General features: G+C 68.2%; 18 protein-coding genes. 13 read left to right on the forward strand and 5 right to left on the reverse strand.

The window, feature by feature from the left end:
- The first annotated feature begins 434 nt into the window (after positions 1-434).
- The 3 genes from KPB06_RS28535 (at position 435) to KPB06_RS28545 (ending at position 3,793) form a co-directional block, all read left to right on the forward strand.
- A complete protein-coding gene (locus KPB06_RS28535) occupies positions 435-1,985 on the forward strand; it encodes a sensor domain-containing diguanylate cyclase (protein WP_060011379.1) in 1,551 nt (516 codons plus the stop codon).
- Positions 1,986-2,239: 254 nt separating this feature from the next.
- A complete protein-coding gene (locus tag KPB06_RS28540) occupies positions 2,240-2,515 on the forward strand; it encodes a hypothetical protein (protein ID WP_060310933.1) in 276 nt (91 codons plus the stop codon).
- A 243-nt stretch (positions 2,516-2,758) separates the two neighbouring features.
- Complete coding sequence (locus tag KPB06_RS28545) at positions 2,759-3,793, forward strand: succinylglutamate desuccinylase/aspartoacylase family protein (protein ID WP_059574371.1); 1,035 nt, start codon at positions 2,759-2,761, stop codon at positions 3,791-3,793.
- Positions 3,794-3,854: 61 nt separating this feature from the next.
- Here the strand turns inward: KPB06_RS28545 and KPB06_RS28550 are convergent, their stop codons facing one another.
- Positions 3,855-4,922 carry a hypothetical protein gene (locus KPB06_RS28550; RefSeq protein WP_410469503.1) on the reverse strand — a complete coding sequence of 356 codons (1,068 nt, stop codon included), beginning with the start codon at positions 4,920-4,922 and terminating at the stop codon, positions 3,855-3,857.
- A 171-nt stretch (positions 4,923-5,093) separates the two neighbouring features.
- On the opposite strand from KPB06_RS28550, the gene KPB06_RS28555 reads away from it, so the two are divergent.
- Positions 5,094-6,017 (forward strand): recombination-associated protein RdgC, encoded by a 924-nt coding sequence (locus KPB06_RS28555; RefSeq protein ID WP_275906025.1) that lies wholly within the window; start codon positions 5,094-5,096, stop codon positions 6,015-6,017.
- Here the strand turns inward: KPB06_RS28555 and KPB06_RS28560 are convergent.
- A complete protein-coding gene (locus KPB06_RS28560) occupies positions 5,996-6,205 on the reverse strand; it encodes a hypothetical protein (protein WP_275905828.1) in 210 nt (69 codons plus the stop codon). The two genes, KPB06_RS28555 and KPB06_RS28560, sit on opposite strands and share 22 nt — an antisense overlap.
- A 295-nt stretch (positions 6,206-6,500) precedes the next feature.
- Here KPB06_RS28560 and KPB06_RS28565 point away from each other — a divergent pair, with 295 nt between their 5' ends.
- The 6 genes from KPB06_RS28565 (at position 6,501) to KPB06_RS28590 (ending at position 13,378) form a co-directional block, all read left to right on the forward strand.
- A complete protein-coding gene (locus tag KPB06_RS28565; RefSeq protein ID WP_059574368.1) occupies positions 6,501-7,061 on the forward strand; it encodes a GNAT family N-acetyltransferase in 561 nt (186 codons plus the stop codon).
- Positions 7,062-7,127: 66 nt separating this feature from the next.
- Positions 7,128-8,081: an ABC transporter substrate-binding protein gene (locus KPB06_RS28570; protein ID WP_275905827.1), complete on the forward strand. Its 954-nt coding sequence runs from the start codon at positions 7,128-7,130 to the stop codon at positions 8,079-8,081.
- A 53-nt stretch (positions 8,082-8,134) separates the two neighbouring features.
- Entirely contained in the window at positions 8,135-9,184 is a 1,050-nt protein-coding gene (locus tag KPB06_RS28575; protein WP_275905826.1) for an LLM class flavin-dependent oxidoreductase, read from the forward strand.
- Positions 9,185-9,194: 10 nt separating this feature from the next.
- Entirely contained in the window at positions 9,195-10,550 is a 1,356-nt protein-coding gene (locus KPB06_RS28580; protein ID WP_226231431.1) for an LLM class flavin-dependent oxidoreductase, read from the forward strand.
- A 61-nt stretch (positions 10,551-10,611) separates the two neighbouring features.
- A complete protein-coding gene (locus tag KPB06_RS28585; protein WP_275905825.1) occupies positions 10,612-12,411 on the forward strand; it encodes an amino acid ABC transporter permease/ATP-binding protein in 1,800 nt (599 codons plus the stop codon).
- A 34-nt stretch (positions 12,412-12,445) separates the two neighbouring features.
- Complete coding sequence (locus KPB06_RS28590; protein WP_124861981.1) at positions 12,446-13,378, forward strand: ABC transporter substrate-binding protein; 933 nt, start codon at positions 12,446-12,448, stop codon at positions 13,376-13,378.
- 75 nt (positions 13,379-13,453) lie between these two features.
- Here the strand turns inward: KPB06_RS28590 and KPB06_RS28595 are convergent, their stop codons facing one another.
- The gene (locus KPB06_RS28595; RefSeq protein ID WP_275905824.1) at positions 13,454-14,548 is read right to left on the reverse strand and encodes an LLM class flavin-dependent oxidoreductase; all 1,095 of its coding nucleotides are present in this window, start codon (positions 14,546-14,548) and stop codon (positions 13,454-13,456) included.
- A 70-nt stretch (positions 14,549-14,618) separates the two neighbouring features.
- Positions 14,619-15,587, reverse strand: a complete 969-nt coding sequence (locus KPB06_RS28600; RefSeq protein WP_275905823.1) for an ABC transporter substrate-binding protein — start codon at positions 15,585-15,587, stop codon at positions 14,619-14,621.
- 297 nt (positions 15,588-15,884) lie between these two features.
- Here KPB06_RS28600 and KPB06_RS28605 point away from each other — a divergent pair, with 297 nt between their 5' ends.
- The 3 genes from KPB06_RS28605 (at position 15,885) to KPB06_RS28615 (ending at position 19,129) form a co-directional block, all read left to right on the forward strand.
- Positions 15,885-16,802 carry an alpha/beta hydrolase family protein gene (locus KPB06_RS28605; RefSeq protein ID WP_275905822.1) on the forward strand — a complete coding sequence of 306 codons (918 nt, stop codon included), beginning with the start codon at positions 15,885-15,887 and terminating at the stop codon, positions 16,800-16,802.
- The gene (locus KPB06_RS28610; RefSeq protein ID WP_059574360.1) at positions 16,799-17,230 is read left to right on the forward strand and encodes a MarR family winged helix-turn-helix transcriptional regulator; all 432 of its coding nucleotides are present in this window, start codon (positions 16,799-16,801) and stop codon (positions 17,228-17,230) included. Before KPB06_RS28605 ends, KPB06_RS28610 begins: the two co-directional genes overlap by 4 nt.
- Before the next feature lie 453 nt (positions 17,231-17,683).
- Positions 17,684-19,129, forward strand: coding sequence for a sialidase family protein (locus tag KPB06_RS28615; RefSeq protein ID WP_275905821.1), 1,446 nt, complete (start codon positions 17,684-17,686; stop codon positions 19,127-19,129).
- Positions 19,130-19,189: 60 nt separating this feature from the next.
- Here the strand turns inward: KPB06_RS28615 and adhP are convergent, their stop codons facing one another.
- Complete coding sequence (adhP, locus tag KPB06_RS28620; protein WP_275905820.1) at positions 19,190-20,218, reverse strand: alcohol dehydrogenase AdhP; 1,029 nt, start codon at positions 20,216-20,218, stop codon at positions 19,190-19,192.
- Between the last annotated feature and the right edge of the window lie 141 nt (positions 20,219-20,359).

Below are 20,359 nucleotides of genomic sequence, written 5' to 3' on the forward strand. Positions count from 1 at the left end.
CGATCGGGTGTCGCGGCGTTCGGAGCGGCGCGCATTCTGGCATTGTTTTTGATATATCGCCTATAGTATTTCCCGCATGAAATACTTATTGAATTTCTTATAACGGGTTTCAGCCGGCCGCGGCGGGCAGTCGCGGGGGCGATTCCCATGCCGTTTGCGTGCGGCTCGATACCGTTGTGCCGGCCTCGCCAGTTTCCGCGTGGCAGCCGCACATCGTTCCGTTCGCAACGATGCCGCCTCCGCGCCGCCGAATCCGCGGGCCGCTCGCAACCGGGGTTGACGACTCGTGCTCGCAGCGATGCGCCGGGGCTGCCGGCTGCCCCGCACCGCCGGTTTTTCATGGTAATGTCGTGCGCATCCGGCTAGGCCGGGCCTCCGCCACGTGCCGTGCGGGCGCCGCCAGCCATCGAGACATCGTGTCGAGGTCGACAACCATGGCAGTCAGGGCATCTCTCCTGAACTCCGTTCTCGCCACTCCCCCCTCCGGTAATCACCGCGTGACGGCCGCGCTGCGTCCGTCGATGCTCGTGACGCTGTTCGAGGACGTGCGCCCGATGGCGCTGTCCGGGCTCGCGAGCGGCTTCGTCGCGGCCGTTGCGCTGATCCGGCTGCAGCAGCTGTGGTGCCTCGCGTGGCTCGTCGTCGACGTCGGTCTGCTCATTGCGCGCCTGTCGATCGTACGGGCCTACACGGTGCGGCGCGACGCCGGCGACGATCGCACCGAATACTGGGCGAGTCGTTATGCGCCGGTGTCGCTCGTCGCGTGCTTCGTGCTCGGCCTCGGCGTGATGGGCTGCGTACAGGCCGCCGACGTCGAGCTCGGCACGCTGTCCGTGATGGTCGCGGGCGGCGTGTTCGGCGGGATCGCATCGCGCAATTCGGCGCTGCCGCGGCTCGCGATGACGCAGGTCGTGCTCGGCGTGCTGCCGATCGGCGTCGGCGCGCTGCTGGCCCCGCGGCCGGGCGCGTGGCTGCTGGTGCCGCCGATCGCGATCTATCTCGCGGCGATGCGCACGGTCGTGCAGCGCCACTACCGCGTGCTCGTCGCGCTGATCGCCGCGCGCCAGCGCAACGCCGAACTCGTCGCGCGCTTCGACGCCGCCCTCACCTACATGCCGCACGGCCTGTGCATGATCGACGGCGACAGCCGCGTGATCGTGGTGAACCGGCGCACCGCGCAACTGTTCGGCTCGGCGCGCGAGGTCATGCTCGATACGCCGCTGCCGGCCGTCGTCGCCGCGCTCGGCGCGAACGCGGCGACCGATCCCGCCGGCGCCGGCCTCGCCGCGCAATGTGCCGCGTGGCTGAGCCGCGCCGAGCCCGTGCCGCTCGACATCGCGCTCGCCGACGGGCGCCAGCTTGAACTGACGCGCCACCGGGTACCTGACGGCAACGCGGTGATCATCGTCGAGGACGTCACCGCGCGCCGCCAGACCGAACAGCACATCCGCCACCTCGCGCGGCACGACGCGCTGACGGGGTTGCCGAATCGCCACGAACTGCATGCGGAGCTCAAGCGGATGCTCGCGCGCCGGCCGCGGCTGCCGAGCCCCGCGTTCGCCGTCATGTATCTCGACCTCGACGGCTTCAAGTCGATCAACGACCGCTTCGGCCACCAGGCCGGCGACGAAGTGCTCACGCAGGTCGCCGAGCGGCTCGGCAAGACGTTGCCGCGCGGCGAGCTCGCGGCGCGCATCGGCGGCGACGAGTTCGTCGTCGCGATCGACGACACGACGATGGACGCGTGCTCGATCCTCGCCGCGCGGATCATCCGGCAGATTTCGGCGCCGTACGTGCTGTCGATCGGCGAGACCGTCTGCATCGGCATCAGCATCGGCATCGCGCTCGACGACGGGCACGGCTCGCCCGACGAGCTGATCCGGCAGGCCGACAGCGCGCTGTACGACGCGAAGTCGGCCGGCAAGGGCATCTACTGCTTCTATTCGAGCGGCAGCCGCCGCGTGGCGCCGGTTGCCGCAAGCTGAGCCGATCGCGCGCCGCGCCGCGCATTCCTTTTTCCTACCCGCCTCATCTTCCCGACGATTCAATTCCGAAACGCTTTGCCGGGTCGCGCGTGGCGCCGCGCGCTCGCATGTCACGTGACGTGTTCCGTAACATCGCCGTCCGGCACGCAGCACGATGACGGCAGAAGCCCGCACGATCGAGGCCGGGAGCGGTGTTTCGCGACTGGCACTCTTATTGCTCCTTGATACGGAAAGAACGTTTCAGGGAGCCCAACATGAATACCGTCGACGTCCTCGCACGAACCGAAATCATCGACGAACAGGCGGTGATCGACGGCGCATCGCTGATCCGCCGGCTCGTGTCCGACCGCCGGATGCCGGCCGCATACGAAGCCGCATGCGTCGACAATCCGCCGCTTACGCTGTACGGCGCGTTTCGCCAGGGCGTCGCCGATTACGCCGCGCGGCGCGCGAATCCGTATCGCGCCGGCAGCCGTTTCTGGGCGCTGTGGGAAGAAGGACGTCTCGAAGCTGAAACATCCGGCCGGTAAGCCGGTTGCACGCGCCGGCCCTGTCGCGACAAGGGCCCGGCGCGACATCCGGCGCATGAACCGGCCGGCTGGCGCGCCGGCATGCGTTCATCGCTGCAACATCGCGCGCGGTCGCGCGTATCGGCACCGCAACGCACGACAACGCGCCCGTCCGCCGTCACGCGCACCTGGTTGAGCCCGCCCGCCGCGCGTTGCCGCTTTCCCCTATAAGATGGCAGATTCCGTTCATCGAACGATACCGCCATGACCGCCTCTTCCTCTTCCCGAAATCCCATTCACTGCGAAATCGATCTCGACGCACAAGGCAAGCATGCGGGCTACCTGCGGCTGCCGCACTCCGTGCACCGCTCCGCATATGGCTGGCTGCCGATCCCGATCGCGTCGATCCGCAACGGCGACGGCCCGGTCGCACTCGTGATGGCCGGCAATCACGGCGACGAGTACGAAGGCCAGATCATCGTGTCGCAACTGATGCGCGAGATCGAGCCGGAGATGGTCAGCGGCCAGTTGATCCTGCTGCCGATGGCCAATTTCCCGGCGGCGGATGCGGGCCTGCGCGTGTCGCCGCTCGACGGGGGCAACCTGAACCGCAGCTTCCCCGGCGATCCGACCGGCACGCCGACGCAGATGATCGCCCACTACATCGAACACGCGCTGCTGTCGCGCGCGCAATATCTGGTCGACCTGCATTCGGGCGGCAGCTCGCTGCTGTACCAGGGCGGCAACATGCTCGCGATCGATCCGCTCGACGCGGACGAAGCCGAGAAGCTCAACGGGCTGCTGGTCGCGTTCGGGTTGCAGAATGCGCTGCTGCACGCGCCGAATCCCGTGCATTCGGCGTCGGCCGCGCGTCGGCAAGGCGCGATCTCGATCGTGACCGAACTCGGCGGCGCCGGCATGGCCGACCCGTCGCTGATCCGGCTCGGCCGCCACGGGCTGCTGCATTACCTCGGCTATATCGGGCTGCTGCACGGCGCGCTCGTGCCCGACGCGCCGCCGACCGTCACGCGCTTCATGCGCGTCGACGGCGATCGCCATTTCGTTTATGCGTACGAGCGCGGGCTGTATGAACCGCTCGTCGAACTCGGCGACCAGGTGAAGGCCGGGCAGCCGGCCGCGTGGGTGCACTTCCCCGATACGCCGTTGCGGGAACCGGTGCTGCATCGGTTCAACGGCGACGGCGAAGTGGTGTGCAAGCGGGTGCCCGCACAGGTGCGGCGCGGGGATTGTCTGTTTCAGTTGGCGGAGTTGTCGACGCCGCCGCGGGTCATCGGGTGATGAACCCGACTGACACGCTCACGAGCGTCGTATGCCGATGCCGGTACGTACACTCGGGCCGTCAGTCGGATGACACCGGCGACGCGCTCCCCTGCGCAACGCCGCATTGATGGCAATGCGGGAAGAAGAAGAAATTCCGACCGCCGCATTCGCAGACATTGAAAAGCCGCAATCCACAATGCACGCAAAACGTGGAGTCGTCGCCGCCGAGATTCCATTGTTTGTCGCATGACGGGCAACGCTTTTTCTCGAGCGACCGAACGGCTTTTTCGTATCCGATCGTACGCGCGCGTTCGCCCTGATCCTGCTGCAATTCGAGCCGCTTGCGTTCGGCATAGCGCTGAAATGCCTTCATCATGTAAAGACCGGCGAATACCGTGAGCACGATGCCGACAAGGACCCGGACATAGCCGCCGAAATTCGGCAAGTACGGAACCAGTTCAATGAAAAACGCACTCAACGCAAACAGGCCGAAACCGTACACGAACGGCCAATAACGCGCCTTGCGGTAGCGGATGAACAGCCAGGTCGCGACCAGCAGGATCGGTAACGTCAGCGCAAGCCGCAGCCCGAACACCTGCATCTCGTAGCGCCGGGTCGCCTCGTCGAAGCGCCGTTCGGCCGCTGCGTCCGCTTCGGCGATTTGCGTGTCGACTTGCGTCAGTTGCGATGCCAATGCCCGTTGCTGATCACCGACCGCATCGATCTGATGCTGCCAGTTGACCACCCCTGCCTGGAGCGTATCCAGCTTGCGCGTCCTCGCCACAATGTCCGGGTCCGTCGCACCGTCTCCCGTCACCGCGCGGGTGGCCAGCCAGTTGCGGAAACTTTCCTTCTCGGCCTCGTACTCCTTCGCGGCGCGGCCGCGCGCCACTTCCATCGTGTCGACCTTCTCGGCAAGCGCGTCGCGCTGTGCCTGCAGTTGACGTCGCGCCGCGTCCAGCCGCGCTTTTACCGGCGCATCGGCGAATTGCTCGACGACCGGCGGCCCGCCGCTCGGCGCGAACGCCATGTCGCGGATCACGAGGCTGCCGAGCATGTTCAGAAAGACCGCGAAAACGATCGCAATCGCCCAGGAGGCGAGCCGCAGGAGCCGCGCCGGGCTGGTCAGGCCGTCGCCGGAAGTCATCATTGTTTTTACCCGCTTGTTGGAATGGCTTCCATTGTCGTCAATCTTGATGCAACCGTCGATCGTCTCTATTTCGATGGCGGACAGTCACCTCGACACGGGCATCGACGGTCCGCAACTGACCTGCAACTCTCCGCGTCAGCTAGAATGACGCGCTTTGCCCGTCCTCCCATGTGGTTCAAGAACCTTCAGCTTCATCGTCTTCCGGCCCCTTGGGCCGTCACGCCCGACCAGATGGAAAAATGGCTGGCGCCTCACGCGTTCCAGCCCGGCAGCAGCGTCGAAATGCAGCGCGTCGGATGGGCATCGCCGCGTGACGACGGCGCGCTCGTCTATTCGATCAACCGGCAGATGCTGCTGGTGTTTCGTGCCGAAAAGAAGCTGCTCCCGGCGTCGGTCGTCAATCAGGTCACCAAGGCGCGTGCGCTCGAGGTCGAGGAGCAGCAGGGCTTCAAGGTAGGCCGCAAACAACTGCGCGAACTCAAGGAGCAGGTGACCGACGAACTGCTGCCGCGCGCGTTCAGCATTCGCCGCGATACCCGCGTGTGGATCGACACGGCGAACGGCTGGCTCGTCATCGATGCGGCGGCACAAGCGCTTGCCGACGACGTTCGCAGCCTGCTCGTCAAGTCGATCGATCAACTGCCACTCGCCAGCGTTCAGGTGGCGCGCTCCCCGGTCGCCGCGATGACGGACTGGCTGCTGTCCGGCGAGGCGCCGGGCGGATTCACCGTCGACCAGGACGCCGAGTTGCGTTCGACCGGCGAAGGCGGCGCCACGGTGCGATACGTCGGCCACGCGCTGGAAGCGAGCGACATGCGCCGGCACATCGAAGCCGGCAAACAGTGCATGCGCCTCGCGATGACCTGGGATGACCGAATCTCGTTCGTGCTGACACCGTCGCTGACGATCAAGCGTGTCACGCCGCTCGACGTGATCAAGGAGGCGGCGGATCCCACCGCGCAGAATGACGACGAGCGCTTCGACTCGGACTTCACGCTGATGACGGGTGAACTGGCGCGGATGCTGACCGGTCTCGTCGATATTCTGGGTGGCGAACAGTACGACGTGACTCAGCAGGCGGCAGCGGCCTGAACGCCGTCGTTGTCGAGAATCGTCGCCCACGACGGCGGGGATTCGCGATGACGCGACCATTCGAGGGGGGCCGTCGCCACGCTGGCGGCGGGCCGCGACCGGCCGCTCGCGACCCTGACGAACCAGCCGCGAATCGGCATGGCCCGTCGGCCATCGAAATGACAACGCTCCCAATCCTCGGCGATCATCTACGTCGTACACACCTCGAACGGGCACCGCCCCCATCACGCCCGTTCGCCCACCCCACTCTCCCTGCAAGCCTTCTTCCACCGCTCGCGAAATCCTTATCGAAATTGCTTCGTTCGCCTTTCCCGGCCGCGCCGCTAACGTGTTCAAAACGGCGGCGGCGCGCCGGATGCCTCGCACGCAGCACGACAGCCGCCGCCATCACGACAACCGCGTCGCGATAACGGAACAGACCGGACGGGCCGCGTGCCCGCACCCCGCCAGGAACGTCCGCATCGCGCGCCACTCGCGATGCCCATGGCCACGAACGACCGCATCATCGACACGACGCCGCTCGACGTCCGCGCGCAGCCGCTGATCGACGCGCTGATCGACGAATATTCGACCCGTTACGACGCGTACCGCCCCGATAGCCGCGCGTCGGCCCGCGACGAGCTCGCACGCTACCCGGCCGAACTGTTCGCGCCGCCCGAAGGCGCGTTCGTGCTCTTGCTGCGCGACGGCGAGACGATCGGCGGCGGCGCGTTCAAGCGCTACGACGCGCAAACCGCCGAACTGAAACGCATCTGGACGCGCACCGACCTGCGCCGCCAGGGCCTCGCTCGGCGCATCGTCGAAGCGCTCGAACTGCGCGCCGTGCAACAGGGCTATCGCCGCCTCTACCTGACCACCGGCTTTCGCCAGCCCGAAGCGTGGGCGCTGTACGACCGCACCGGCTATACGCGGCTGTTCGATTCGTCGATCGATCCCGAAGCGTATTTCCACCTGCGCTTCGGCAAGGATCTCGTCGATCCGTCGCGCACGTCGACGCTCACCGACTTGTGGGCGCCCGTGCCCGAAGCGGCGCTACCGCGCTGAGCGCACGGCGTCCCGCATTTCACCTCGCCCATTCCGCCTTCCACGCTTCCACGACAGGACGCTTTCATGCATCGAGCCGTATCGCTTTCCTCCCGTGCCGCGCGCACGCTGGCCGCCGCGCTGATCGGCCTGACCGCCTTCGCCGCCGCCACGGCCGCCGCCGCCGCGACGTTCGACCTGAGCCCCGAGCAGCGCGGCCGGCCGCGTGGCACAGCCGATGCGGCAGTCGAGCGCGCGGTGCCCGCGTCGTTCAAGTTCGCCGAGCCGGGCACGCTGACGATCGGCATCGCACCGAGCCTGCCGCCGATCAGCTCGTATGCGACCGACGCGCGCACGGTGGTCGGCTTCGACGCCGATATTGGCCAGCTCGTGTCCGACAGCCTCGGCCGCAAGCTGAAAATCGTCGCGCTCGCATGGGCCGACTGGCCGCTGGCGCTCGAATCGGGGAAAGTCGACGCGGTGATCTCGAACGTAACCGTCACCGAGGAGCGCAAGCAGAAGTTCGATTTCTCGACCTATCGCAAGGATCAGGTCGGCTTCTACGTGCGCAACGACAGCAAGATCCAGTCGATCCGCGAGCCGAAGGACGTCGCGGGTCTGCGCATCGTGACCGACGCCGGCACCAACCAGGAAAAGATCCTGCTCGCGTGGGATCGCGAAAACGTCGCGCACGGGCTGAAACCCGTGCAGATCCAGTACTACGACGACCAGGCGATGCGCATCGTCGCCGTGCAGTCGGGCCGCGCCGACGCGGTCTTCAGCGTGAATTCGGTGCTCGCGTATCAAAGCGCGCAGCAAGGCAAGACGCGGCTCGTCGGTGCGATCAGCGGCGGCTGGCCGCGCACGGCCGACATCGCGATCGCGACGCGCCGCGGCAGCGGCCTCGCCGATCCGCTGACCGTCGCGCTGAACGGGCTCATCAAAAGCGGCCGCTACCGGCAGGTGCTCGATCGCTGGAACCTCGCATCCGAAGCGATCGACCAGTCGCGCACGAATCCGCCCGGGCTGCCGAAGAGCTGAGCGCCGCGCGCCCGCAACCGTCCATCCACGCTCACGCAGGAACGTCGCTCACCATGTCTTATTCGCTTTCGCTGCTGGACAAGAGTCCGATTGCCGACGGCGCGACCGCCGCCGATGCGTTGCGCTTCACCACGACGCTCGCGCAACGCGCGGAACAGCTCGGCTACGCGCGCTTCTGGGTTGCCGAACATCACGGCACGCCGGGGTTCGCCAGCTCGGCGCCGGAGATCGTCGTCGCGCACCTGCTCGCGCACACGTCGCGCATCCGCATCGGCTCCGGCGGCGTGATGCTGCAGCATTACAGCCCGTTCAAGGTCGCCGAGACATTCAAGCTGCTGGCCGCGCTCGCGCCGGGCCGCGTCGATCTCGGCATCGGCAAGGCGCCCGGCGGGCTGCCGCTGACCACGCGCGCGCTGCAGTGGTTCCACGACAAGGCGCGCAAGCCCGATTTCGCGGGTCAGCTCGCGGAACTCGACGCGTTTCTCCGCTGGGGCGTGGCCGAAGATCATCCGCTCGCCGGCGCGGTGGCGATGCCGGCGCCGCCGCAGTTGCCCGAACGCATCCTGCTCGGCGGGTCGCCGGACAGCGGCGCGCTCGCCGCACGCAACGGCTGGCGCTTCTGCTACGCGGGCCATTTCAACGGCGACGACGCGAATCTCGAACGCTCGCTCGACGCATACCGCGGCGCGGGCGGCGAGAAACCGCTCGTCGCACTGTACGCGGTCGCCGCGCCGACGCGCGACGAGGCCGAGCAACTGATCGGGCCGCTGAAGATTTTCAAGCTGCAGTTCGCGGGCGGCCAGAGCTTCAACCTCGCCAGTGCACAGGCGGCCGCGGAATTCGCGCGGCAAAGCGGCGCGTCCGACTACCGGATCGACGAGTTGCGCCCGACGGTACTCGCCGATACGCCCGAGCGCATCCACCGCGCGCTCGACGCATTGAGCCGGCGGCTCGACGTCGATGCGTTCGTGATCGATTCGCCGGTCACCGACTACGCGGCGCGGCTCGCGTCGGTCGAATGGCTGGGCGGCGCGCTGTCCACCACCCCGTTGCAGGCGGCCCTCAGCGCCGACCGCTCCCTCTCCCCCGACCAGAACGCATGACGCTCCCATCATGACGACCCGACGATCGATCCCCTTCGGCCTGATGCTGCAAGGCGCAGGCAGCCACATGAACGCATGGCGGCATCCGAGCAACCCGCCGGATGCCAGCATCAACCTCGACTTCGCGATCGGCGTCGCACGCAAGGCGGAAGCCGCCGGCATCGCGTTCGCGTTCGTCGCGGACGGCCTCTACATCAACGAGAAGTCGATCCCGCACTTCCTGAACCGCTTCGAGCCGCTGACGGTGCTGTCGGCGCTCGCGGTCGCGACGAAGAAAATCGGGCTCGCGGGCACGATCTCGACGTCGTACAGCGAGCCGTTCACAGTCGCGCGCCAGCTCGCGTCGCTCGACGCGATCAGCGGCGGGCGCGCGGGCTGGAACGTCGTGACGACGCCGCTCGAAGGCACCGCAAAGAATTACGGCAAGGCGCACCCGGATCACGAGCTGCGCTACGAGATCGCCGACGAATACCTCGAGGTCGTACAAGGCCTGTGGGACAGCTGGGACGACGATGCCTTCGTGCGCGACCGCGCGACCGGCCGCTTCTTCGATCGCGACAAGCTGCATACGCTCGATCATCACGGGCGCTTCTTCCAGGTCGCGGGCCCGCTGAACATCCAGCGCTCGCCGCAGGGGCAGCCGGTGATCTTCCAGGCCGGCTCGTCCGACACCGGCATCGGTCTCGCGGGCAAATACGCGGATGCCGTGTTCACGCATTCCCCGTCGATCGAGGAAACGGCCGCGTTCACGCGGCGCGTGAAACAGAGCGCGATCGAGCACGGGCGGCAGGCCGACGACGTGAAGATCTTCCCCGGCGTCGGGCCGATCGTCGGCCGCACGGCCGCCGAAGCGGAGGACAAATACCAGGCGATCCGCGACCTGCTGACGATCGACGAGGCGCTCGCGTACCTCGGCCGCTATTTCGATCACCACGATTTCACGCAGTACGCGCTCGACGCGCCGTTCCCGGAACTCGGCGAGCTCGGCCGCAACAGCTTCCGCTCGACCACCGACCGGATCAAGGCCGATGCGAAGCGCAAGGGCCTGTCGCTGCGCGAGACGGCGCTCGCGGTCGCGACGCCGCGCCCGAACTTCATCGGCACGGCCGAGCACGTTGCCGACGAGCTGATCCGCTGGCACGACGCAGGCGCGGGCGACGGCTTCATCCTCGGCTTTCCGGTGCAGGCGCAGGGTGTCGACGATTTCATCGAGCTCGTGATCCCGGTGCTCGAGGCGCGCGGCCGCTACAGCCGCGACCTGCCCGGCGCCACGCTGCGCGACCACCTCGGCCTGCCGCGCAAGGCGAGCCGCTACGCGACGCCCGGCGCCGCCGCCCAGGAAACGGCCGCCGTAGCGCACGCCTGACGCGCCGCGCCGCCCGTGCGCGGCGCGCCCGCCGATCGACCGATTCGAGGATGCCAACGACATGAGCGACACGACCCACCTCGGCGGCGCGCTGCCGCCGCTCTCTTCCCCCGGCGCACGCGGGCCCGGCACGCGTTTGCGGATCGTGCCCGCGCGCCACCGGTCGCGCACGGCCGGCACCGTGCTCGCGCTCGCGCTGATCGCGATCACGCTGCATTCGATCCTCGGCAACCCGCAATGGGGCTGGCCGGTGTTCGCCGAATGGTTCCTGTCGCCGCCGGTGCTGTCGGGGCTCGCGCGCACGCTGGTGCTGACGCTGCTCGGCGCGGTGTTCGGCTTCGTGCTCGGCGCGTTCGTCGCGCTGGCGCGGCTGTCGCGTTCGCGCCTGCTGTCCGCCAGCGCGTGGACCTTCGTGTGGCTGTTCCGCTCGATTCCGCTGATCGTGCTGCTGCTGATCCTGAACAACCTCGGCTACCTGTACGAGCACGTGCGGCTCGGTGTGCCGTTCACCGACATCGTGTGGTTCGACACGCCGACGACCGACCTGATCAGCCCGTTCCTCGCGGCCGTGCTCGGCCTCACGCTGAACCACGCGGCGTTTTCCGCGGAAGTGATCCGCGGCGGCATTCTCGCGGTCGACCAGGGGCAGCTCGAAGCCGCCGCCGCGCTCGGTCTGCCGCGCGGCCGCCAGACCTCGCGGATCGTGCTGCCGCAGGCGATGCGCGCGATCCTGCCGACCGCGTTCAACGACCTGATCACGCTCGCGAAAGGCACGTCGATGGTGTACGTGCTCGCGATGCCCGAGCTGTTCTACACGGTGCAGGTGATCTATCGCCGCAACCTCGAAGTGATTCCGCTGCTGATGGTCGCGACCGTCTGGTACCTGATCATCCTGACCGTGCTGTCCGCGATCCAGGTACAGGTCGAGCGGCACTATGCACGCGGCGCGCTGCGCAATCCGCCGCCGTCGGTGGTCACGTTCGCGCTCGCGCGCCTCGGCGGGCTGTGGCGGCGTGTCGCGTCGCGCCGCGCGGCGGCGATCGCCCGTGCACAACCCAATGCCCGCACGCCTGCCGATACCGCTGCGGCCGTCTCGCGCACCGGCGGCGAAGTGGCCGTGCATGGCGTGTCGAAGCAGTTCGGCATGCAGCGCGTGCTCGACAACGTGTCGTTCGTCGCGCCGCGCGGCAGCGTGACCGTGATCGTCGGGCCGTCGGGCTCCGGCAAATCGACGCTGCTGCGCACGATCAACCATCTCGAACGCGTCGACGACGGTTTCATCGACATCGACGGCGAACTGATCGGCTATCGCCGCGACGGCGACGTGCTGCACGAGCTGAAGGAGCGCGACGTGCTGAAGCGGCGCACGGCCGTCGGCATGGTGTTCCAGAACTTCAACCTGTTCCCGCACCTGACGGTGCTCGAGAACCTGATCGAAGCGCCGGTCGCCGTCGCCGGCGTGACGCGCGATGCGGCCGAGCACACCGCGCGTACGCTGCTCGCACGGGTCGGCCTCGCGGACAAGGCCGACGCGTACCCGCGCCAGTTGTCCGGCGGCCAGCAGCAACGCGTCGCGATCGCGCGGGCGCTTGCGTTGCGTCCGAAGGTGCTGCTGTTCGACGAGCCGACGTCGGCGCTCGATCCCGAACTCGTCAACGAAGTGCTCGACGTGATCAAGGAGCTCGCGCGCTCGGGCACGACGCTCGTGATCGTCACGCACGAGATCGGCTTCGCGCGCGAAGTCGCGGACCACGTGCTGTTCATGGAGCGCGGGCGCATCGTCGAGGCCGGGCCGCCCGCCGTCGTGCTCGACGCGCCGGCGCATGCGCGCACCCGCGCGTTCCTGTCGCGGGTGCTGTGATGCGCGCCGCTCCCGACTCGCGAGGTGCCGCACGATGACCGATCGACGCCAGTTCATCACGGCCGCGCTGGCCGCGGCATCGGGCCTGCCGTGGCATGCGGCGCGGGCGGCGGCCGCCACGGCCGACCTCGACCCGCGCCAGGCCGGCCGCCTGCGCGCCGGCCCCGACGACGCGGCCATCCGTGCGGCCAGCGGCTACCGCTGGGTGCGCGACGGCGCGTTCACGGTCGCGATTTCACCGCACGCGCCGCCCGTGTCGACCTATGCGACCGACGCTCGCACCGTGGTCGGCGCCGATCCCGACTATGCGCAATTGGTCGCGGACACACTCGGCCGCACGCTCGTGCTGGTGCCGATCGCGTGGGCCGACTGGCCGCTCGGGCTGACGTCCGGCAAATACGATGCGGTGATCTCGAACGTCGGCGTGACCGAGAAGCGCAAGGAGAAATACGATTTCACGACCTACCGGCTCGGGCTGCACGGCTTCTACGTGCGCACCGGCAGCCCGATCGCGAAGATCGCGGAGCCGAAGGACGTCGCGGGTTTGCGCATCATCACCGGCGCCGGCACGAGCCAGGAGCGCATCCTGCTCGAATGGAGCAAGCGCAACGTCGCGCAGGGGTTGAAGCCGGCCGAGCTGCTCTATTTCGACGACGATGCGACCGCGCGCGTCGCGCTGCTGTCGGGCCGGGCCGATGCGGAGCTGAACCCGAACGCATCGCTCGCGTACGAGGCCGCGCGCACGGGCAAGATCCGCCGCGTCGGCGTCGTCAATGCGGGCTGGCCGGCGAATGCGGACGTCGCGATCGCGACGCGTCGCGGCAGCGGGCTCGCGCCCGCGCTGACGCTCGCGACCAACGCGCTGATCGGCAACGGCCGCTACGGGCAGGCGCTCGCGCGCTGGGGTTTGCAGAGCGAGGCGATCGCGCGGGCGGAGACCAATCCGCCGGGGTTGCCGTCGTTCTGAGCGTTTCGTTCAAAACCATCGCCCCGGCATGTCGTCACGGACATACCGGGGCGATTCGATTGACTTGTCGTTCCCCTACGCGGGCACCGCGGACCGAGAGCGATCGAGTTCCGCAATGTGCGCGTGAATCGCCGGGATCAGGTCGCGCCCGTAGGCCAGCGCATCGTCGAGCGGATCGAAACCGCGAATCAGGAACGTCGAGACGCCGAGCCGGTAATACGCGCCCAGCGCTCGCGCAACCTGTTCCGGCGTGCCGACCAGCGCGGTCGAGTTCCAGCGTGCGCCGGTCAGGTTCGCGACACCCATCCACAGCCGCTCGTCGAGCACGTCGCCCTGCGCGGCGGCCGCCATCAGCCGCTGCGAGCCCGCATTCTGCGGCGCGTGGCCGTCGATCGGCTGGCCGTTCGCGAGCCGCGCCGCACGCACGCGCTCCCGGATCGCCTCCGCTTTCTCCCACGCGGCCGCCTCGGTATCGGCGACGATCGGCCGGAACGACACGCTGATGCGCGGCACACGCCCGAACGGCGCGGCGGCGGCCCGCACGCGCGCGATCTGCTCGCGCACCGCGTCGAGCGGCTCGCCCCACGTCATGTAGACATCCGCATGCTCGCCCGCGACCGCGAGCGCAGCCGGCGACGAGCCGCCGAAATAGATCGGCACATGCGGTCGTTGCGCGCCCTTCACGACCGGCGACGCACCGCGCAGCCGATAGAACGGGCCGTCGTGATCGACCGGCGCATCGGCCAGCCAGATCCGTTTCAGCACGTCGAGATATTCGCCGGTGCGGCGGTAGCGCGCATCGTGCGGCACGAAATCGCCGTCGCGCTGCAGGTCCGCATCATCGCCGCCCGACACCACGTTCAGCGCGAGCCTTCCACCGCTGAACACGTCGAGCGTCGCTATCTGCCGCGCGGCGGCCGACGGCACGATCACGCCCGGCCGGTGCGCGAGCAGCAGGCGGATGCGTTCGGTGGCGGCGGCCGCGAACGACGCGACGATGAAGCCGTCCGCCGCGTTGCTGAAATGGCCGATCAGGATCTGGTCGAAACCGGCGGCCTCGTGCGCCCGCGCGAAGCGGCGCACGTAGTCGGGCTGGACGGCCACGCCGCCCGGTACGTCGACCTCCGCGCCGGGTGTCGCGGTGATCATGCCGATGATGTCGACTGGCATGTCGGGATGTCCTTGGGTATGTCGATCAGGAATCGCGGGAATCGCTGCAATCGTGACGCGGGCCGCCCGGTCACTGCGCGGCGGCCGTCTTTTGCGCCGGCGCGGCGAACGCGCCCGCATACGAGCGGTCGAGCAGCTTCGACGTGTCGTACGCGGCCGGAATCACGCCGGCCTTGTACAGGAAATCGGCCGTGTTCTGCGCATCCTTCGCGGCCGTTTCGTCGACCGGGCCGACGCGCTGCTTCGCGTTGTCGAGCCAGCGATACGCGACGTCGGGTTCGAGCTTCGCGCGTTTCGCCCACAGGTCCGCGTACTCGCGCGGATGAGTGTCGACCCACTGGCGCGCCACCACCACGCGCCGCAGGAAATCGGTGATCTCGGCGCGCTTGCCCGACGCGGCCTGCTCGTTCGCGGCGACGAAGCTCAGCGCCGGCATCAGCCCTTGCGCGGTCGCCACGGGGCGCGCGCCTTGCCGCAATGCGAGCGTGCTGACGAACGGCTCCCACAGCGACACCGCGTCGACCGAACCGTTCGCGAGCGCGTTGGTCGCGTCGATCGGCATCAGGTACGCGTACTTCACCGAATCGGCGCGCAGGCCCGCGTGTTCGAGCGCGCGCAGCACGAGCTGCTGGCTCCAGGCGCCGCGCCATACCGCGATGGTCTTGCCCTGCAGGTCGGCCACGGTCCGCACCGGCGAGTGCTTCGGCACAAGGATCGCGACGCCGTCGAGGCTCTGCCGCGATACCGCGACGACCTTGACCGGCGCGCCGCGCGCGGCCAGCGTGAGCAGCGCGGAATCGCCGAGGAAGCCGAGGTCGATTGCGTTGCCGTTCAGGCTTTCGGCCACCGGCGCGGCGGCCTGGAAGTGCTTCCACTCGATCGTGTAAGGCAGGTCCTTCAGCACGCCGGATGCTTCCATCGACGCCTGGATGTTGAAGTAGTTCTGTTCACCCACGCGCAGCGTGACGGTGTCTTTGGCGATGCCCGGCTGCGCGGCGAGCGCCAGCAAGAGCGCCGTGACGATTCGGCTCAGCAACATGATCTCCCGGAAGGTTGGCGGGCGGCCTTGCGACGGCGACGCCCTATGGTCCGCCGTGCGAAACCGCCGGCGCAACGGATGGAACCGGTGAAGATACGTCGATCCGTTTCATGACACAAACGCAATATTCTTCTATGTAAAGATGCAAATATTTTATGAATTACGCGTGCATGCCCGGGGCTCGCCGCACCACCGCCGCCACGTGAAGTTCGAATGATTCCTCGATGGATATTTCGTGCACGAAATAAATCCCGCACTATATTTCGCATACAAAACAACTGCCCGAACGAGGACGCCATGACGGCCCGACCCATCGAGTTTTCCGCCGCCGACGGCTATGTGCTGCACGGCACGCTGTGGTCGCCGCATGCGCCGCCGCGCGCGCTGGTGCTGATCCATCCGGCGACGGCCGTGCCCGAGCGGCTGTATGCGGGCTTCGCGCGCTTCCTGACCGAGCGCGGTTTCGCGGCGCTGACCTACGACTATCGCGGCATCGGCGCATCGCGGCCCGCGCGTCTGGGCGCGCTGCAGGCCCGCATGCGCGACTGGATGGAGCTCGACGTCGGCGCGGCGACCGCCTGGGCCCGGCACACGCATGAAGGGCTGCCGCTGCTGGCGGTCGGCCATAGCGTCGGCGGACATGCGATCGGCCTGTCCGGCGCGACGACGCATCTGCGCGCGGCCGTGCTGGTCGCCGCGCACGCGGGCAGCACGCGGCTGATCGCGCGGGCGGCCGAACGCCTGAAGGTGCGGCTGATCCTGCGCGTGCTCGGCCCGCTGACGTCCGCACTGCTCGGCTACGTGCCCGGCAAGCGGCTCGGGCTCGGCGAGGATCTGCCGGCCGGCGTGTTCCGCGAATGGAGCCGCTGGACGACGCTGCCGCACTACTTCTTCGACGATCCAACGCTCGGCGCGGCCGAGCGCTTCTCGAAGCAGCGCTTGCCGATCCTCGCGCTCGGCTTCGACGACGATCCGTGGGCGAATCCGGCCGCGATCGGCCTGCTGGTAAGCTATCTGACCCGCGCGAAGGTCGAACGCCGTCAGATCGATCCGCGCGCGGCGGGCAGCGGCCCGGTCGGGCACATGGGCTTCTTTCGGAGCCGGCCCGGCGCCGTGCTGTGGCCCGACGTCGCCGACTGGCTCGCGCAGGCGCTCGACACGCCGCGCACCGCGGGCCGCCCCTCCCTTTCCATTGCAGCCGGGAACCCAGCTTGAGCGAAGACCGACGACTGTTTTTCCTGTTGAACATCGGCCAGCGGCGCGTGCAGCGCTGGATCGACCGCAAGGCCGAAACCGACACGCGCGCGAGTGCCGCGCAGGCCGGCGCGCTGTTCTGCCTCGCGAAGCAGGACGGCGCGCTGATCGGCGAAGTCGGCGCCGCGCTGCAGCTCGCGCCGTCCGCGATGACGGGGCTCGCCGACCGGATGGCGAAGGCCGGCCTCATCACGCGCCATGCCGATTCGGACGACGGCCGCGCGACGCGGCTATACCTGACCGACGCAGGCCACGCGGCCCTCAAGCGTGCGCGCGTGCTGCTGCGCGAACTCAACGGCAAGCTCTGCGACGGGTTTTCCGATGACGAACTCGACGTCGTCGCCCGCTGGCTGCATGCATTGCAGGAGCGGTTTCCGGCGGAGCGCTGAACGGCGCTTTACACGCGCGCGACCGGCTCGTGCCGGCGTCGATCGCAAGCGATTGCGATTCGCGTTTTCGATTCGATTTTCATGCCGCCGCAACGGCAAATCTTGCGTGCCGGACGCCCGCTTCCGGCAACGCTTGCCGGCTACGTCCTGTTACAAAAAACCGCCTGTCGCGCGACATTCGAATCGCCTACATTGCAATCCACTTCGACACATTCGTCGCATGCCCGGACTGGCTTTCCCGTCGGGTCGACATCGCAGACACAGCCGACAAGCAAGGAAAACGAAGAGGAGTCTTGACCGAAGCGCTGGCGGCATCCAGCGCACGCGGATCGCGATGGCTGAAGCGGCATGCTGAACGGCACGTAACGACGCGTGCGGCACGACCGGTCGCACCGGTTCGCGTCGTCTCGTCGTGCCCCGCCATCGCCTCCGCACCTCACCGAGGAGTCGTCCATGCGACGCATGATCGTGTCCCATCCGCTTGCTACCCGCCTGTCCGCCGCGATGGCGCTGGCCGCCGCCGCCGCGGCGCACGCCGAGCCCGTCGTCGTGTCCGGGCCGAGCCCGTTCGCCGCGTGCACCATCGGCGGCCCGGGCACCAACTACGTGAATGCAGAAGTCGAACCGTGGCTCGCGGTCAATCCGGCGAACCCGAACAACATGATCGGCGTGTGGCAGCAGGACCGCTGGTCGAACGGCGGCGCCCACGGGCTCGTCGCCGGCTATACGTTCGACGCCGGCGCGACCTGGGCGCGCACGCCGCAGCCGTTCAGCGCCTGCGCGCCGGGCGGGCTCAAGTACGAACGCGCGTCCGATCCATGGGTCTCGTTCGGGCCGGACGGCACTGCGTACTCGGTGTCGATCTCGTTCAACCAGTCGAACAACGGCAACGCGGTGGGCGCATCGGTGTCGACCGACGGCGGACAGACGTGGAGCAGCCCGGCCGTGCTGATCGCGAACGACGAGCCGACGACGCAGTTCTTCAACGACAAGGAATCGGTGACGGCCAACCCGGTGAAGGCGGGCACCGCATACGCGGTATGGGACCGTCTCGAACTGCCGAACGGCAACCCGTACGCGAACCTGCACACGCAGGCGTACCGCGGGCCCACGCTATTCTCGAAGACGACCGACGGCGGCAAGACGTGGAGCGCCGCGAAGGTCATCGTCAACGTGCCGTCGCGCCAGCAGACGATCGGCAACCAGATCGTCGTCGATCCGAAGAGCGGCACGCTCTACGATTTCTTCGACCTGATCCAGCCGCCGTTCGGCAAGGCGGCCGGCAAGGTCGCGTTCGTCAAGTCGACCGACGACGGCGCGACGTGGACCAAGCCGCGGATCATCGCGGGGCTGCAGACGGTCGGCGTCACGGATCCGAACACCGGCGAACCCGTGCGCACCGGCGACATCATTCCGGAACCCGCGATCGACCCGGCATCGGGCCAGCTCTACGTCGTGTGGCAGGACAGCCGCTTCAATGGCGGCACGTACGACGAGATCGCGATATCGACGTCGAAGGATGGCGGCGCGACGTGGAGCGCCCCGCGACAGGTGAACACGCCGACCGGGCGCCCCGCGTTCAATCCGTCGGTGCGCGTCGACAACACGGGTGCGGTGATGGTCACGCACTACGACTTCCGCGACCTGCAGGCCGGCAACACGACGACGCTGCCGACCGGCTTCTGGCGCAAGATCTCGCACGACGGCGGCGCCACGTTCGCCGACGAGCGGCGCGTCGGCGGCCCGTTCGACATGAAGCTCGCGCCCAACGCCGAAGGGTTCTTCATCGGCGACTACCAGGGGCTCGACGTCATGCCGTCGTCGTCGTTCCATCCGTTCTTCGTGCAGACGAGCGCGGGCAATCTGACGAACCGCACCGACGTGTTCTTCGCGCCGTGATGCGCGGATGACCGTCACGCCGCCGCGACGCGACGCGTCGCACGGCGGCGTGCGTGGGCATCAATGCATGTCGGTGAGCACGATGCGCCCGTCGACCTTCCCTTCCCGCAGCTTCGCGAACACGTCGTTGATGTTGCCGAGCCGGTCGCGATGGATATGCGCGCGCACCAGGCCGTCCGCCGCGAAATCGAGCGACTCCTGCAGATCGCGGCGCGTACCGACGATCGACCCGCGCACGGTGATGCCGTTCAGCACGGTCGAAAAGATCGGCAGCGGGAAATCGCCGGGCGGCAGCCCGTTGAGCGCCACCGTACCGCCGCGCCGGACCATCCCGAGCGCCTGCGCGAACGCGCTGCGCGACACGGCCGTGACCAGCACGCCGTGCGCGCCGCCGATTTCCTTCTGGATCACTTTCGCGGGATCGTCGACCGACGCATCGATCGTCAGATGCGCACCCAGTTGCCGCGCCAGCGCGAGCTTGTCGGGTGAAATGTCGATCGCGGCGACGTGCAGGCCCATCGCACGCGCATACTGCACGGCCACGTGCCCGAGGCCGCCGATGCCGGAGATCGCGAGCCACTGGCCCGGGCGCGTATCGGTGACGCGAATGCCCTTGTAGACCGTGACGCCCGCGCACAGGATCGGCGCGATCTCGTCGAATGCCACCTGCGCGGGCAACTGGCCGACGTAATCGGGATCGGCCAGCACGTATTCGGCGTAGCTGCCGTTCACCGAATAGCCGGTGTTCTGCTGGCCATGGCACAGCGTTTCCCATCCCGTGCAGCAGTACTCGCAATGGCCGCAGGCCGTATAGAGCCACGGCACGCCGACGCGATCGCCCTCGCGCACGTGCGTGACGCCCGCGCCGACCGCCGCGACGATCCCCACGCCTTCGTGGCCGGGGATGAACGGCAGCGACGGCTTGACGGGCCAGTCGCCGTCGGCCGCGTGCAGATCGGTATGGCAGACGCCCGACGCCTTGATGTTCACGAGAATCTGGCCGGGGCCCGGCGTCGGGACCGGCACCTCCTCGATACGCAACGGCTCGCCGAACGCGTGTACCACGGCCGCGTTCATGGTCTGGGTCATGCGTTGCTCCTGTCTGGTCGATGAGCGACCCAGTATCCGGTTTCGGAATCGGAGCGCGTTGATACGCGTCAACGCATTGGAACGGATGCAGCGGTCGACGCGGCTTCGGCACGATCGGCGTCGTTTGACGCGAAAGCGCGA

The organism is Burkholderia semiarida (genome assembly GCF_029268935.1).
Taxonomy (GTDB): domain Bacteria; phylum Pseudomonadota; class Gammaproteobacteria; order Burkholderiales; family Burkholderiaceae; genus Burkholderia; species Burkholderia semiarida.